Consider the following 14,214-nt stretch of genomic DNA (forward strand, 5'->3'; position numbering starts at 1 on the left):
ACGCTGTGGAGGAAACGGTCGTGATTGATGAAGCGCTCTTCGACGCCGAGGAGAAGATGGAAAAGGCTGTCACGGTAGCGAAGGACGATCTCGCAGGCATCCGCACCGGACGCGCCAACCCGGGGATGTTCACTCGGATCGTCGTCGACTACTACGGTTCGCTGACCCCCATCACCCAGATGTCCAGCATCACGGTGCCGGAGCCGCGCATGGTCGTGATCAAGCCGTACGAGCAGGCTCAGCTCGGCGCGATCGAAACCGCCATCCGCAACTCCGATCTCGGTGTCAACCCCACCAACAACGGTGACATCATTCGCATTTCGGTGCCGCAGCTGACCGAGGAGCGTCGCCGCGAACTGGCCAAGCAGGCCAAGGGCAAGGGGGAGGACGCCAAGGTGTCGATCCGCAATGTCCGCCGCAAAGCCATGGACGAACTGTCGCGCATCCAGAAGGATGGCGAGGCGGGTGAGGACGAGGTCGGGCGCGCCGAGAAAGACCTCGACAAGACCACCGCCAAGTATGTCGGCCAGATCGACGAGCTGGTCAAACACAAAGAAGCTGAACTGCTCGAGGTCTGACGCTGACGACGGCGCGCCGCCGATCGAACGCAGCAGGCCCGCCGGGCGGGGGACGAACGGAACGACGAGTTGAGCGACGGGACAATCGTGGCCGAGAACGCCGCCGCGACCGGTGCGGCTGAGGAGCCGAGGCCGGTGAACGGCACAGCTGAGACGAGGCAAGAGCGCGTGCGCGATGCGGAAGCGTCGAGTTACGAGCCTTTAGCCTCGGCTGCGGCGTCCGATCACGACGCTCCGGCCACCGATGGCGTCTCGTCGCCGGACGCGCACGACGGTGCTGCGCCGTCCGACACGTCGTCCTGGGGACCGGATGCCGTGGTCACCGAGCAGGCTGTGCCGGCTGTCTCCGCCGCGGAGCACGACCCCGAGGCGCACGGTCCCAACGCGGTGCTCGCCGCCGCTCCGGCGTCCGGTTCCCGCGCGGGCCGGAATCTGCCCGCGGCGCTCGCCGTCGGTTTCGGTTTGGGCCTCTCGCTCATCGCGATCCTGCTGTTCGTGCCGAAGGTGTTCATCGGTGTCGTCGGAGTCGCGGTCGGCGTCGCCACCTGGGAAGTCGCCAAGCGGCTTCGCGAAGCCGACGTGCTGGTGCCGCGGATTCCGCTCATCGTCGGCGGCCAGGCCGTGTTCTGGCTCGGCTGGCCCTACGGTGCGAGTGGCGTCGCGGGCGCCTTCGCGGCGACGGCGCTGACCTGCATGGTGTGGCGCCTGTTCGACCACGGACTGCAGACCGCACCGCGAAACTTCCTGCGCGACACCGCCATTGCCATCTTCACGCTGGCCTGGATCCCGCTGCTCGCCTCGTTCGCGACGCTGCTGCTGCTCGAACCGGACGGCAACCTGCGGGTGCTGACCTTCATGATCCTGGTCGTCTGCTCCGACGTCGGCGGTTACGTCGCCGGGGTGCTGTTCGGCAGGCATCCGATGGTGCCGTCGATCAGTCCGAAGAAGTCCTGGGAGGGCTTCGGCGGCTCCCTGGTCTTCAGCGTCATCGGCGGCCTGCTCACCGTCACCCTGCTGCTCGACGCCAACTCGATGATCGGCGTCGTCCTGGGCGTCGGCCTCGTCCTGGTGGCCACCTGCGGCGACCTGATCGAATCCCAGATCAAACGCGAACTCGGCATCAAGGACATGGGCACCCTGCTCCCCGGCCACGGCGGCATCATGGACCGCCTCGACTCCATGCTCCCCTCCGCCTTCGTCTCCTGGCTCGTTCTCAGCACCCTCCTCTGACCAGGCACTATAAATTCTTGCCAGCCTCTGTTCAAAAATTTATACTCGCAGGATGTCCGAGGCCAGACTGTCGCGCGCTGAGATCGCTGTGCTGTCGTTTCTGCTCGGCAGCCCGGCTCCCCAACGTCAGGTCGGCATCGCGGAAGCCACCGGCGTGACGCAGGCGCGAGTCTCGCAAATCCTGTCTGCCGCCGATGCGCTCGGCTGGACGGAGCGGGCCACGGACGGCTGGCAGGTTCGGCGTCCACGTGAGCTGTTCGAACGTCTCGTCTCCACCCGCCCGCCCAAGGTGGACACCGTCGAAGCCTGGTACAGCCTCGACAGCATGTCGCGACAGATCGAACTCGCGTTGGAACACGCGTCCGCTCAACGAGTTTCGCTCCAGGTCTGCGGCGACTGGGCGGCGGACCGGGTGGCGCCGTGGCGTATCCCGGACATCGTCTACCTGCATGCCGACGCGCGCGTGGAGCTGGAAACGGCCGGTTTCGTTCCGGTTGAAACAGGCCCCGCCGATGCGACCGTCGTGGTGACCGTCGGCAAGATCGCGCCAGGACTACACCTCGATCCGGCGATCGCAACGGCGATGGGCGGGCCTCCTGCGCAAGCGTGGCCGCTCGCACCGATTACCGAGATAGCCCGGCACGTCCTCGCCGGCGACGGGCCCGACGCTGCCGAGGCGGTAGCCGAGCTCGAACAGCGGTTCCTCACCGCACGCAGCGAGCTCGTCGCATGATCGAACTGGAGATCGAGAGCAGTTCGCGAGCTGAGGACGGTGCCTATCTCGCGCTGGCTGATGCCGCGACCGCGGCGACCGCACTGGATTCGTGGGCAGTGGTCGGCGGCCACATGGTCAATCTCCATGTGCTGCGCAGCGGCGTCGCGATTCCGTTGCGCGCGACCAGAGACGCCGATCTCGCAGTAGACCTGCGCACCATTCGGGACGGTGCTCTGCTGGATCGATTGCGCGGCATGGGCTATGACAATCCACGGGCCGGCAACCGGTTCGAACGTTCGGTCAGTGGCACCGCCGCAACGATCGACCTGCTCGCGCCCTCGTTCACCAACCGGCATGTCCCCGATCTCGACGCGGGACCGATCGCCGTCGACGGCATCCCCGCGCTGCACGTGGCGTTGGCGCGCACGCCGGTGTGGATTGCCCTCAGCGCCACACTGATCGACAGCACACGGGTGTCCGCCCGAATCGCGATCCCGGACATCGCGACCGCCCTCTGCCTCAAGGTCTTCGCTTACGCACAGCGCCTCGCGCCGCGTGATGCCGAAGACATCGGGCGGCTGCTGGAGTGTGGATATGCCGACCGAGCATCCTGGCCCAGCGGAACCACCTTCACCGACGCACTCGACCTGTTGCGGGAGTACTTCGACAAGCCGGGACACGCGCTGCGGAAGTGGACCGGAAATCCGGCGCGCATCCGTGCCCTTGTTCGTGCGCTCACTCCTTGACGGTCCAGCGAATGCCCCGAACCTACTTGCGGCTACTTCTTCGCGGCGCGACGCAGTTGGATGATGCGGACGCCGCCGACCAGGGCCATGACCAGGGCGCCGCCGATTACCGACAGTAGGACTGCGACGCCGAGTGGCAGGGAGAAGTGCCAGAAGAACAGGCTGACGTCGACCTGGTCGAGGTTTTGCAGTATGAAGACCAGCAGCACGATCAGGATCAGTGCGCCTGCGATCAGGCCGATCCAGGTGTTGCCGGTGCGCGAGGACAGTGATCGGCGGTGCTTGGCGGCGGGGACTGCCGGTGGCGTGGTGGTGGCGGGCGGCCCAGCAGCCGGGGGAGCTGTGGTGATCGGCTCGTCCGGGAAGGCCGGTTCGGGATCCGGCAGGTGGTCAGCATTGGTGGACATATCCCGATCATTGCCCACTGCTATGACAGTTACACGTATTTCCCGGCAACGAACTGGTCATGTCGGAGCCGCTAGCACATGGGCGAGTGTGCGGCCTATTCGCCCAGATGGGAGAATGGCGGAACTATGACCGTCTCCCTGCCCCTCGTTTTCGATGCTCCGCGCCGTGGCATGCCGCCCCGGCACCTCGCCGACCTCGACGCCGAGGGCAGGCGGGCGGCCATCGAGGAGCTCGGATTGCCGAAGTTCCGCGCCGACCAGATCGCCCGCCAGTACTACGGCAGGCTGCAGGCCGACCCGGAACAGATGACCGACCTGCCCGCGCCGGTGCGCGAAAAGATCGGCGAGGCACTGTTCCCGCCGCTGATGTCGGTCGTGAAGCACGTCGCCTGCGATGCGGGCGAGACGCGAAAGACGTTGTGGCGCGCGGGCGACGGCACCCTCCTGGAAAGCGTCCTCATGCGCTACCCGGACCGCGCCACCCTCTGCATCTCCAGCCAAGCAGGCTGCGGCATGGCCTGCCCGTTCTGCGCGACCGGCCAGGGCGGTCTGAACCGCAACCTGTCCACCGCCGAAATCGTCGACCAGGTCCGCGCCGCAGCCGCCGCGATGCGCGACGGCGAGGTCGCCGGCGGCCCCGGCCGCCTGTCCAACATCGTCTTCATGGGCATGGGCGAACCCTTGGCCAACTACAAGCGGGTGGTCGCTGCGGTTCGTCGGATCACGTCTCCGTCGCCGGATGGTTTCGGTATCTCTCAGCGCAACGTCGTGGTCTCCACTGTCGGCCTGGCGCCCGCGATCCGTAAGTTGGCCGACGAAGATCTCTCGGTCACCCTCGCGGTCTCTTTGCACACTCCTGATGACGAACTCCGTGACACGTTGGTCCCGGTGAACAATCGTTGGCCGATCGCCGAGGTTCTCGATGCCGCTCGCTATTACGCCGATAAGTCCGGTCGCCGAGTCTCTATCGAGTATGCGCTGATCCGCGACATCAACGACCAGCCGTGGCGCGCGGACATGTTGGGGCAGAAGCTGCACAAGGCGTTGGGTTCGCGTGTGCACGTCAACGTGATCCCATTGAATCCGACCCCGGGCAGCAAGTGGGACGCGAGCCCGAAACCTGTTGAGGCCGAGTTCGTTCGGCGCGTCAACGCCCAGGGTGTGCCGTGTACGGTGCGTGATACCCGCGGTCAGGAAATCGCCGCAGCCTGCGGACAGTTGGCAGCCGAAGGCTAGTGTCCCTGGGGGTTCATCAGGCGTCGCCTGAGGCCGCGGGGAGGTCGCTGGTGTCGAACATGGTTGTCCAGAACTCGTGTTGCACGGCATTCCACAAGTCTTGATGCTGCGGTAGTTTCTCTCGCGCGTCGGCGAGGTCCAGCGAGGATGTGTCGCTGTCGAAGACGATCGTTCCGGGCTGTGCCAGTGGTAGCGGCTTGTCCGGCCATTCGACCGCGGGGCCGGGGTCGTTGAACAGCGTTATTCGCAGAATCCATGGGCGTCGCCGAATCAGCTGCCAGTCGGCGGCTTTCCGTCCATCAGCCGTTGTGGTCGTGCGTAGTCCTTTGCGCCTCATCGCAATTCCCCCCGTCGGTGATGCTTCCCGATGCCGGGGGAGACATCACCCCGGCATCGGGAAGATTCGTGCGCCGACCTGCGGGCCGCGCGGGCGCAGGCAGTAGGCAGGTCGGCTGAGGCGCCCGTGGTCGTCGATGTGGAATCCGAATTCGCTTGTCTTCCAGTACAAGTAGCGCTTGTTGCCCTGATCGTTGACATCGCGCGGCGGCCTTCTCGCCCGGTGTGTCTCGACGATGCTCGGGCTTGCGCCGGCACTGCGACTCGGCGGCAGCGCACGCGCGGATGGACATCGGTCCTCGGGACAGGAAGCGAGTCGGCTGCCTGTTCGTCGAGACGATCCATGCCGTGTGTCCTTCTGTGGTGCAACAGCGTTCGGCTGCCCACGCTCCCGTGAATGGAGCGACTTGGGCGATCACAGTGTTTCAGACACCACGCGCAGATGCAACGGCACCTGCGCCTGCACCTGCGAACGCACGTACATCTGCACGTGCGTTGGCGTGTACAGTGTTTGGTGAGCGGCGTTAACCAGAGAGTCGAGAGTGTCATGTCGGAGAGAACTGCGGCGCAGGAGCTACCTTCGAGCGAAATTGCCTGGCGGAAGAGCTCATACAGTGGCCCGCACGGCAATTGTGTTGAGGTGGCACAGCTTTCGGTCGATCGGATCGGACTGCGCAATTCGCGAGACCCGCAAGGCGCGGTGCTGACGTTTGCCCGTGCTGAGTTCGATGTGTTCGTCGGGGCGATCAAACACGGCTGCTTCGATAGCCTGATGCTGTAAAGTATTTCGTTGGTGTGGCTACTGGGACGTGGCTCCCATGCACATCGGCGGCGACACAGCATCGGAGACGACTTGATGGCAATCAGGCCGGAACAGGCAAGTCCTGCGGTACCGGAGCTCTCCGCTGCAAGGGGGCCAACGGTCTTGCGGATCGCGCTCGGCGGCCAACTGCGCAAGCTCCGTGAAAAGTGCGACATCAGTCGGCGCGTCGCCGGTGAAGCCTTGCGGGCGTCCGAAACCAAGATCACGCGGATGGAGCTGGGGCAGACCGGGTTCAAGGAACGTGACATGGGGGACTTGCTCACGTTGTACGGGGTGCTCGACCTGGACGAGCGTGAGCGCTTTCTGGACTTGGCCCAGCAGGCGAATCAACCCGGCTGGTGGCATCGCTACAGTGACCTGCTCCCGTCCTGGTTCGAGACGTACGTCGGTCTGGAACAGGCCGCCCAGCGCATTCGAATCTACGAAACCCATTACATCCCAGGACTTTTCCAGACTGCCGACTACGCCCGATACATCTTCGGTCTCGACTCGGCGCAGGAAGCGCAGCGCTTGGTCGACCTGCGGATGCGACGGCAGCGGATCCTGACCCGCGAACCGGACGCGCCGTTGGTGTGGGCGGTCGTCGATGAGCATGTGCTGCGCAGGCAACCGCCGAACCCTCGAATTGCCCGCGAGCAGCTGGAGCATCTCCTAGAGCTGATCGAGCGGCCGAACATTACTCTGCAGGTGCTGCCGGAGACGGCTGGTCCCACTCCTGCCGAAGGCGGCTCGTTCAGCATGCTTCGTTTCCCTGAACCGGAGCTGCCCGACATTGTCTACCTCGAACAGCTCACTGGCGCACTCTATCTGGACAAGAGATCGGATCTGCAGCACTACCGGCAGCTGATGGACGTCCTGTGTGCGGCCTATGCCGCACCACCGGAGGAGACACCCGGCGTGCTGAAGAAGCTCCTCGCGGCCTTGCCGTAGCGCTGGCGTCGACGACCGGTGGTGCGCTGGAGGTTGCGCGCCGGCCACCGGGGTCAGGGTTTGCGAGCGATTGCGCCGATCATGAGGCGTTCGGCGATGGTCAGCTGGTCGCGGACGATGCGGTCCGGGCGCCATTGCGGCAGATAGACCAATCCGGGGTCGACCATGTCGAGCCCGTCGAACAAGGCTGCCACCTCGTCGTGCGTGCGGAAGCGGCCGGTGCCGAGGAAGGTGAGGAACGTCTTTTCGAGTTCCCGGGCCTCGGGACCCGAATCGCAGAAGTGCGTCAGGAACAGGTAGCTGCCCGACGGCACCGCACTCATGTACGCGTCGACGATGCCCTTCGGGTCCTCGTCGTCGTGCAGGTGATGCAGCATGCCCACCAGCATCACCGCCACCGGTTCGGTGAAGTCGATCAGTTTCTGGACGCGGGGCGAACCCAGCACCGCCGCCGAGTCGCGCAGATCGGCCGTTTCTACGTTGGTGAGTCCGTTGGTGGCCAACAGGGCTCGCCCGTGCGCCAACACGATCGGGTCGATGTCGACATAGACCACCCGCGCGTTCGGGTCGACGCTCTGTGCGACCTGGTGGGTGTTCTCCATTGTCGGCAGTCCCGCACCGAGATCCAGGAACTGCCGGATCCCGGCTTCGCCGGTCAGGTACCGCACACCGCGGCCCAGGATCGCCCGGTTGTACCAAGCGAGTTCGCCGATCTGGGGCATGGTCTCCCGAAGTCGATCAGCCACTGCCTGATCGACATCGTAATTGTCCTTGCCGCCCAACACCGCGTCGTAGGCCCGCGCGATGCTGGGCCTACCGAGGTCGATCCCTTCCGGCACTTCAGGATTGGCCACAACCCACCTCTCTCAACGTACGGCCCAGCGGTTCACGATCGGACACCACAGCTGGTAGTCCGTAACCGATCATGCTGCTGCTCAACAACATTAGCACCGTGCTTGTGGCTCGGTGGCGTAGCACACAGGCACGCCAATGTATGGGCAATGCTTGGAATGTGTTGCGGATGCGTCGAAGTCGCAGCAGGCGGCGAGCCCGGATTCGTCAGAAGTGCGACGCCTATGAGGCGGAGTTTCGTGGTGTCAGCTTCAGCCGGAAGCGGGATGTCTGGTTTGAGCGTGAACTGTTCGTTGACAGGTCGTAACCAGGCTCAGGTTCCAGGTCGAAACTTCGGAGGAGATTGGCGCCGAGATGTCGCCGGAGGAGTTGGCAAGTAGGTCTGTGCGTCACGGCTGGTCGTTGATGTCTCGGATGAGCGCCTCCTCGATCGAGGCATGTCGGCCGGTGCTGACCCATTAGGAGTATAGTCCTTAGGAGTGTAGTCCTAACGGTTGAAGGGCATCAGATGACGACGAAGCCAGAGCACTTGTTCGATCGAGTCACCGAGTGGGCTGGCCTCGTCGCATTCGCGACGCGGCCGATGCGAACGGCGCAGCTGGGCATTGTCAGTGGTCGGCGACGAATGGGAAAGACGTACCTGCTGCGCGCATTGGTCGAGCGGGTCGGGGGTTTCTACTTCGGTGCGACGACAGCGACAGCGGGGGAGTCGTTGCGGCAGTTCGGGGCCGCATTGGCCGAGTTCGCCGGGTCAGAGGTGCCGATTGTGTTCGATAGCTGGGACCATGCGATTACCTACCTGTTCGGCCTGGGTGCGCGCGAGCGCGCCGACAAACCGTTGCTGATAGTGATCGATGAGTTCTCATACTTGGTGAAGGCGGTTCCCGAGCTTCCGTCATTGCTACAGCGGGAGGTTGACCGATATCAGGTCGAGCCGAGCGGTGCGCGGCTCTTGCTGTGCGGGTCGGCGATGTCGGTGATGGGCGGGTTGCTGTCCAGCAACGCACCGCTGCGAGGGCGCGCTCAACTAGAGATGGTGGTGCGCCCATTCGGGTACCGCGACGCGGCAGCGTTCTGGGGGGTGGACGCGGACCCTGCGTTAGCGGTGCGACTGCATGCCGTGCTAGGCGGAACTCCTGCCTATAGGCGGCAATTCTTGGCCGACGATGTTCCCCTATCGTTGGCTGACTTTGATCAGTGGTTGTCTCGGACAGTGCTGTCGCCGTTGAGTCCGTTGTTTCGGGAGGCGCGTTACCTGCTGGCCGAGGAGGCTGAAATCCGCGACACCGCGCTATATCATTCGGTGCTAGCAGCTGTCGCACAGGGCAACAACACTCGCGGTGGTATTGCCGGCTACATCGGCCGCAAGGCGGTGGACATCTCGCATCCACTCGCCGTGTTGGAGGACTGTCACCTATTGGTGCGTGAGCAAGATGCGTTCCGAGCCGGGAAGTCTGTGTATCGCATCACCGAACCGCTGATCAACTTCTATGAAGCTGTCATGCGTCCATCATGGGCGCGGCTGGAAAGCGGCCAGGCGCAACAGGTGTGGGGCCGGTCGAAGGAGCGGTTCGCCGCGCAGGTCGCCGGGCCGCACTTCGAGGCAATGTGCCGGGAATTCATGCTGGGCGACGGCATCGAAATGCTCGGCCCGGATGCTGGATTCGGTGAGATCGGCTGCGGGATCGTTGCCGACTCGGCAGCCCGTAAACAGATTCAGATCGATGTCGCGGTTACACAGTCGGGGGATGGTGGGCACATGGCCGCAGTGTCGATGCTCGGCGAGGCGAAATGGGGTGTGACCATGGGCGTCAACCACCTGGACCGACTTGTTCGAGCACGTGAGTTGTTGGCCGGTAGCGGGTTGGATGTATCCAACTGTCGGTTGGGATGTTTCAGCGGCGTCGGATTCAGCGATGCGCTTCGCGAGCGCGCTGATCAGGATTCGGACGTGCTGCTCATCGGGCTCGCCCAGCTGTACGGCCGAACATGAGGTGAGCATTCGAGGTTGACGAAACACCTGAATTTCCAGTACCGCGTCCTGTGGCTCCTGGGCCAGGCTTACCGGCGGCAAGAGTGGTCGCTTGGTAGGTGGACGGGGGTCGATACGCGTGGGATGCTTTCGCGATCCGATCGCGGGGGACGCGACGTGGGCGTAGGGGGATTCGAAGTGGATGGATTTGTCGCGCGGCCGCAGGTGTCGAATATCGAGCCGTCAGTGGCGGACCATCGGCGATGTGCGGGGGTGGCGGGCTTGCGTGCGGGTCCGTCTTGTCGCCCTCGACCGACCGTGCACGGCGGCCGGTGTCTGCGCGCCGACAGGACTGATCCGTGTCGCCCGCCGCGCCCAGGGCATGTCGGGTCGCGGCTGATCGATGAATCAGATAGCGATGCAAGGCAATTCGCGCGTCGTGCGTTGCGAGTCGCGCTGGAGGTGCTCGATCGCCGCCGACCGGTCGCGCACCTCGGCACCATGGCCGACGCGTCGGTGGTGGCGGCGGTAGGCACGTTGGTCAGGGGCGGTTTCGTGCCGGGCTGCGGAGTGGGCGTGGCGGTACTGACGCGAGTCGACGTCGTGAAGGTCAACGAAATTGCCGCAGAACTGTTTGCCGCGTACGACCGTGGGCACCGCCATTTCGCGTTGGCGGCACGCATTACCCGCACCCGCGGTGGCAGCTGGCGCCTGACTGCCATCCGAGTACGGTGACCGAGCCCTGCGGTGCGATATTCGCTATCGGCACGGGCGTTCCGATCTCACCCCCAGTAGTCGGTGCCGAGTGTTTCGCCGGTCAGCTTCCACGAGCGCCGCGCCAGCATGTTGAGCAGATTCGCTGCCTCCGCGTGCAGGCCGGTCGTATCGGTCGAGGACGCAGCGCCGATGCCCGACAGGGGAGGGAGCCTGTGCCCGCTTGTCAGGGGTGCCTCCCAGGATTCATCGAGGACTAGATTCGGACGTGGGCTTGCTTGCGCCTGGATCCGTATCGTGTGTTCCGCGATCGAAGGGAAATATCCCGCTGTGAACGAGTTTCCGTACCCTCCCGGCAGACTTCCCGTGCTCGGTGACGTGTTGTCGATCAACCCGCGTAAGCCGGTTCAGTCGATGGCCAAGCTTTCGGAGCAGATCGGCCCGGTCTACGAGTTGCGGTTCGGTCCGATGCGGATGGTGATCGTCAACAGCGCGGATCTTGTTGATGTGGTGCAATCGGAATCCCTGTGGGAGAAGGAGTTCGGGCCGCCGATCCGGCGTCTGCGGAAGGTGGTGCGCACGGGGCTGATTGTCGCGTCCACCGACGATCCGCAGTGGGGGGCCGCGCACCGCGTACTCATGCCGGGGTTCACTCGCGAGGCGATGCGCGGGTACCACGTAGTGATGGTGCAGGTGGCCGGCGAGCTGATACGCAGGTGGGAACGTAGCAGCGATCCCGTCGATGTAGCGGGCGAAATGAACTCCATGGCACTGGAAGTCATCGCCCGCGCGGGATTCGGGCACAGTTTCACGAAGCTTGATAAGCCGTCCGTCGAGCAGCGACTACCTGTCGTGAAACTGATGCTCGACGTGCTCCGGTATGCCAGTCGGCCGGTCGCTATCAAGCTCCTGGATGCGACGATCGGTCGATTCGCCCTCGGTCGCCACCAGCGCGACGTCGCGGAGCTGTGGCGAATTGCGGATGACATCATTGATAGTTGCCCGCCTACTGCCGCCGAGACCCCTAACCTTCTGCAGCGCATGATGGAAACTCCGGACCCGAACACCGGGCAACGGCTGTCGCGGACGGTTGTGCGGGACCAAGTACTCACCTTTCTGATTGCCGGCAACGAAACAAGTGCAGGCACATTGACTTTCGCCCTCCACGCGCTGGGGGACCGGCCCGACATCGTCGAACGGGTGCGCCAGGAAGTCGACACCGTCGCCGGTGGCGATCCGACGACACTCACTTACGAACAGGTGCAGAAGCTTCAGTATCTGCGGCAAGTAGTCGACGAGACTCTACGATTGTGGCCGGTTGCGGGCGGATACTTCCGGCGACCCAAACAGGACACACACCTGGGTGATTACCGCATTGGGCGCGGCCAATGGGTGTATGTGAATCTCCTTGCCGTCCATCGCGACAAACGCGCGTGGGGACCCGACGCCGACCGATTCGATCCGGATCGGTTCGCCCCGGACGCAACTCCGCGGCGCCCGGCGGGGGCGTACAAGCCGTTCGGTATCGGATTGCGTTCGTGCATCGGGCGCCAGTTCGCTATCCACGAAATCGTCCTGACCCTGGCGCACGTGCTGTGCGCGTTCGACCTGGAGCCGGATCCGAAGTACCAACTCGAGGTCGATGAGCTCGTCACTCTGAAGCCCGCTGGACTCAGAATGCGGTTGCACCCCCGGAATTAGATCCCATCAGACAGCGACGATTTCTACCAGGTCTTCGAGCCCGATGAAGTCGTCGATATTGCGTGTGTAGAGGCATGCTGAATGAGCATGCGCTGTCGCTGCGATGATGAGGTCCATGGTGCGGGCGCGAGGTTGGCGACCGACTCGCACCACGGCTGCGGCGATCAGGCCGTAGCTTGCTGCAACGGCATCATCGACCGGCAACGCGTCGAACCGTCGCTGCAGCGCGGACAGTCGGCGCAGTCGCTCGGCTCGGATGGCGTCGGACCGTGCGACGAGGATGCCGAAATGGAGTTCCGCGACAGTGGCAGCACTGATGGTCAGCAATCCTGGTATGGGCGTGATGCCTTCCGCGATGACAACACTGGTGTCGAGTACGGCCCGACCCTCGTTGGTCAGGTCGTCCACGGATCACGCAACCGCTGGTCGATCAGGTCTCGGTCGCTCTCCCAGTCGGGATCGGCTTTGCCGGACCACAGGTCGGCGATTTCATCGAAACGCCGCCATGTCTTGGGCGCCACAGGAACAAGCCGGGCGCTCGGCCTTCCGGCGACAGTGATCGTGACCTCTTCGCCTGCCTCGGCTCGGCGTACCAGTTCGGAGGCCTGTTGTCGAAGTTCGCGTAGCCCGACTGTGCTCATACCTCACGATAGCACTTGTGCTACTCGTGCGGAATGGCTTGTTGGACTGGTTCTGCAGTGAGTCGAGGAGGCGCTTCGCATCCTGAGCCCAGGCCGTATGCATTACTGCATCGGTGCACGACTGGCCCGGCTCGAAGGACAAGTGGCACTGCGGGCCCTGCTCGCGCGCTACCCGGATGTCTCGTTAGCCGCCGCCCCCGCCACCCTCCCACTGACCGAGTCGATTCTCACCGCAGCCCCGCAGTACCTACCGGTTCAGCTCACTCCGTCAGCGCGGTAGCAAAGGACCGCGCCGAAAACTACAGTAAGAAATCCATGACTGCGTTTGCGGTACGGAAAGAAAGTTATCGCCAGCCATCTGCTCACCGGCATGGTCGAGATGCGGGTGCGCAGCGCTCCAAAATCCATTGCCGCGCCATGCATCTGGACCGGCCTGCAGGCTGAGTGCCTATGCTGCGTGAACGCGCCGATGGGCGCGCACGACCTTGCTACGATCTGCGCGCTACCGAGGAGGTGGGGTGTCGGACTTCAGACAAGAGCCTATGGGGGTCGATCCGTATAGGCCGAGTTCGGCGCGGATCTACAACTACATGCTTGGTGGCAAGGACTACTACGACGTGGATCAGGAGTATGCCGAGCGGGTGTTGCAGGTTGCGCCGGACTCGAAAGCGTTGGCACAGATGAGCCGTCGGTTCTTGCTGCGGGGTGTCAAGGTGGCCGCCGACGCCGGAGTCCGTCAGTTCATCGATATCGGTGCGGGGATCCCGGTTTCCCCGTCTGTCCACGACGTAGCCTGCAAGATCGATCCGTCGGCGCGGGTGGTCTCGATCGATTTCGACCCTGTTGTTTTCGCGCACGCCACCGTGTCGAGCTCGTCCGGCGATACGCCGATGTTGGCCGACCTTCGTCAACCCGACACCATCATCGACCGGTTGGCCGCGGAAGGGCTGATCGACTTCGCACAGCCGGTCGCGTTTCTGATCGTCGGCGTCCTGCATTTCATCATGGATGATGAACATCCAGCGGAGATCATCGCCCGACTGCGTGCCGTCATGGCTTCGGGCAGTCACCTGATCCTCACCCATGCCTCGACTGACTCCGATTCGAACTTCATCAGGCAGGCCATGTCGGCCACCAGAGGCAGTTCAGCCGTTCCGGCGCTGCGCTCGCGCACCGAAATCGCGCCCTACTTGGACGGATTCGACATTCTCGATCCCGGATTGGCCCCTATCCAGGACTGGCTCGACGATGACTCACCCGCCACGCGGGTAGAGATCCTGGGCTGCATCTGCCTGAAGTCCTAGATATTCAGCCTCGCGGCTGCCATGCCTGA

17 protein-coding genes are annotated in these 14,214 nt (G+C 64.1%); 12 read left to right on the top strand and 5 right to left on the bottom strand.

Annotated features, from left to right (window positions below; genetic code table 11):
* Positions 1–20 precede the first annotated feature (20 nt).
* The 4 genes from frr (at position 21) to ABZ942_RS02885 (ending at position 3,269) form a co-directional block, all read left to right on the top strand.
* The gene (frr, locus tag ABZ942_RS02870) at positions 21–578 is read left to right on the top strand and encodes a ribosome recycling factor (protein WP_357378401.1); all 558 of its coding nucleotides are present in this window, start codon (positions 21–23) and stop codon (positions 576–578) included.
* Between the two features lie 387 nt (positions 579–965).
* Positions 966–1,808, top strand: coding sequence for a phosphatidate cytidylyltransferase (locus ABZ942_RS02875; protein ID WP_357379340.1), 843 nt, complete (start codon positions 966–968; stop codon positions 1,806–1,808).
* A 52-nt stretch (positions 1,809–1,860) separates the two neighbouring features.
* Positions 1,861–2,541, top strand: a complete 681-nt coding sequence (locus ABZ942_RS02880; RefSeq protein ID WP_357378403.1) for a helix-turn-helix domain-containing protein — start codon at positions 1,861–1,863, stop codon at positions 2,539–2,541.
* Positions 2,538–3,269 carry a hypothetical protein gene (locus ABZ942_RS02885; RefSeq protein WP_357378405.1) on the top strand — a complete coding sequence of 244 codons (732 nt, stop codon included), beginning with the start codon at positions 2,538–2,540 and terminating at the stop codon, positions 3,267–3,269. The genes ABZ942_RS02880 and ABZ942_RS02885 overlap by 4 nt, the downstream gene beginning before the upstream one ends.
* A gap of 32 nt (positions 3,270–3,301) precedes the next feature.
* Here the strand turns inward: ABZ942_RS02885 and ABZ942_RS02890 are convergent, their stop codons facing one another.
* On the bottom strand, positions 3,302–3,676 hold the full coding sequence (locus ABZ942_RS02890) for a lipopolysaccharide assembly protein LapA domain-containing protein (RefSeq protein WP_357378407.1): 375 nt from the start codon (positions 3,674–3,676) through the stop codon (positions 3,302–3,304).
* 126 nt (positions 3,677–3,802) lie between these two features.
* Here ABZ942_RS02890 and rlmN point away from each other — a divergent pair, with 126 nt between their 5' ends.
* Positions 3,803–4,912: a 23S rRNA (adenine(2503)-C(2))-methyltransferase RlmN gene (gene rlmN / locus ABZ942_RS02895; RefSeq protein ID WP_357378409.1), complete on the top strand. Its 1,110-nt coding sequence runs from the start codon at positions 3,803–3,805 to the stop codon at positions 4,910–4,912.
* A gap of 16 nt (positions 4,913–4,928) precedes the next feature.
* Here the strand turns inward: rlmN and ABZ942_RS02900 are convergent, their stop codons facing one another.
* Positions 4,929–5,249, bottom strand: coding sequence for a hypothetical protein (locus ABZ942_RS02900; RefSeq protein ID WP_357378411.1), 321 nt, complete (start codon positions 5,247–5,249; stop codon positions 4,929–4,931).
* Between the two features lie 546 nt (positions 5,250–5,795).
* Between ABZ942_RS02900 and ABZ942_RS02905 the strand changes: the two genes are divergently transcribed.
* Positions 5,796–6,029 (top strand): DUF397 domain-containing protein, encoded by a 234-nt coding sequence (locus ABZ942_RS02905; protein WP_357378413.1) that lies wholly within the window; start codon positions 5,796–5,798, stop codon positions 6,027–6,029.
* 75 nt (positions 6,030–6,104) lie between these two features.
* Positions 6,105–7,001: a helix-turn-helix transcriptional regulator gene (locus ABZ942_RS02910; protein ID WP_357378415.1), complete on the top strand. Its 897-nt coding sequence runs from the start codon at positions 6,105–6,107 to the stop codon at positions 6,999–7,001.
* A gap of 53 nt (positions 7,002–7,054) precedes the next feature.
* On the opposite strand, the gene ABZ942_RS02915 is transcribed toward ABZ942_RS02910, so the two are convergent.
* The gene (locus ABZ942_RS02915; protein ID WP_357378417.1) at positions 7,055–7,855 is read right to left on the bottom strand and encodes an SAM-dependent methyltransferase; all 801 of its coding nucleotides are present in this window, start codon (positions 7,853–7,855) and stop codon (positions 7,055–7,057) included.
* 506 nt (positions 7,856–8,361) lie between these two features.
* Here ABZ942_RS02915 and ABZ942_RS02920 point away from each other — a divergent pair.
* From ABZ942_RS02920 to ABZ942_RS02930, 3 genes are all read left to right on the top strand, one after another.
* Positions 8,362–9,846, top strand: a complete 1,485-nt coding sequence (locus ABZ942_RS02920) for an ATP-binding protein (protein WP_357378419.1) — start codon at positions 8,362–8,364, stop codon at positions 9,844–9,846.
* Between the two features lie 123 nt (positions 9,847–9,969).
* Positions 9,970–10,560: an Rv3235 family protein gene (locus tag ABZ942_RS02925; RefSeq protein ID WP_357378421.1), complete on the top strand. Its 591-nt coding sequence runs from the start codon at positions 9,970–9,972 to the stop codon at positions 10,558–10,560.
* 171 nt (positions 10,561–10,731) lie between these two features.
* Positions 10,732–12,240 (top strand): cytochrome P450, encoded by a 1,509-nt coding sequence (locus ABZ942_RS02930; protein ID WP_357378423.1) that lies wholly within the window; start codon positions 10,732–10,734, stop codon positions 12,238–12,240.
* Positions 12,241–12,246: 6 nt separating this feature from the next.
* Here ABZ942_RS02930 and ABZ942_RS02935 read toward each other — a convergent pair whose 3' ends face one another.
* Positions 12,247–12,648: a type II toxin-antitoxin system VapC family toxin gene (locus ABZ942_RS02935; protein ID WP_357378425.1), complete on the bottom strand. Its 402-nt coding sequence runs from the start codon at positions 12,646–12,648 to the stop codon at positions 12,247–12,249.
* The gene (locus tag ABZ942_RS02940) at positions 12,636–12,881 is read right to left on the bottom strand and encodes a type II toxin-antitoxin system prevent-host-death family antitoxin (protein ID WP_357378427.1); all 246 of its coding nucleotides are present in this window, start codon (positions 12,879–12,881) and stop codon (positions 12,636–12,638) included. The genes ABZ942_RS02935 and ABZ942_RS02940 overlap by 13 nt, the downstream gene beginning before the upstream one ends.
* A gap of 142 nt (positions 12,882–13,023) precedes the next feature.
* Between ABZ942_RS02940 and ABZ942_RS02945 the strand changes: the two genes are divergently transcribed.
* Complete coding sequence (locus ABZ942_RS02945; protein WP_357378429.1) at positions 13,024–13,161, top strand: hypothetical protein; 138 nt, start codon at positions 13,024–13,026, stop codon at positions 13,159–13,161.
* A gap of 238 nt (positions 13,162–13,399) precedes the next feature.
* Positions 13,400–14,185 (top strand): SAM-dependent methyltransferase, encoded by a 786-nt coding sequence (locus tag ABZ942_RS02950; protein ID WP_357378431.1) that lies wholly within the window; start codon positions 13,400–13,402, stop codon positions 14,183–14,185.
* Positions 14,186–14,214: the final 29 nt, after the last annotated feature.

The organism is Nocardia sp. NPDC046473 (assembly GCF_040645995.1).
Classification (GTDB): Bacteria; Actinomycetota; Actinomycetes; order Mycobacteriales; family Mycobacteriaceae; genus Nocardia.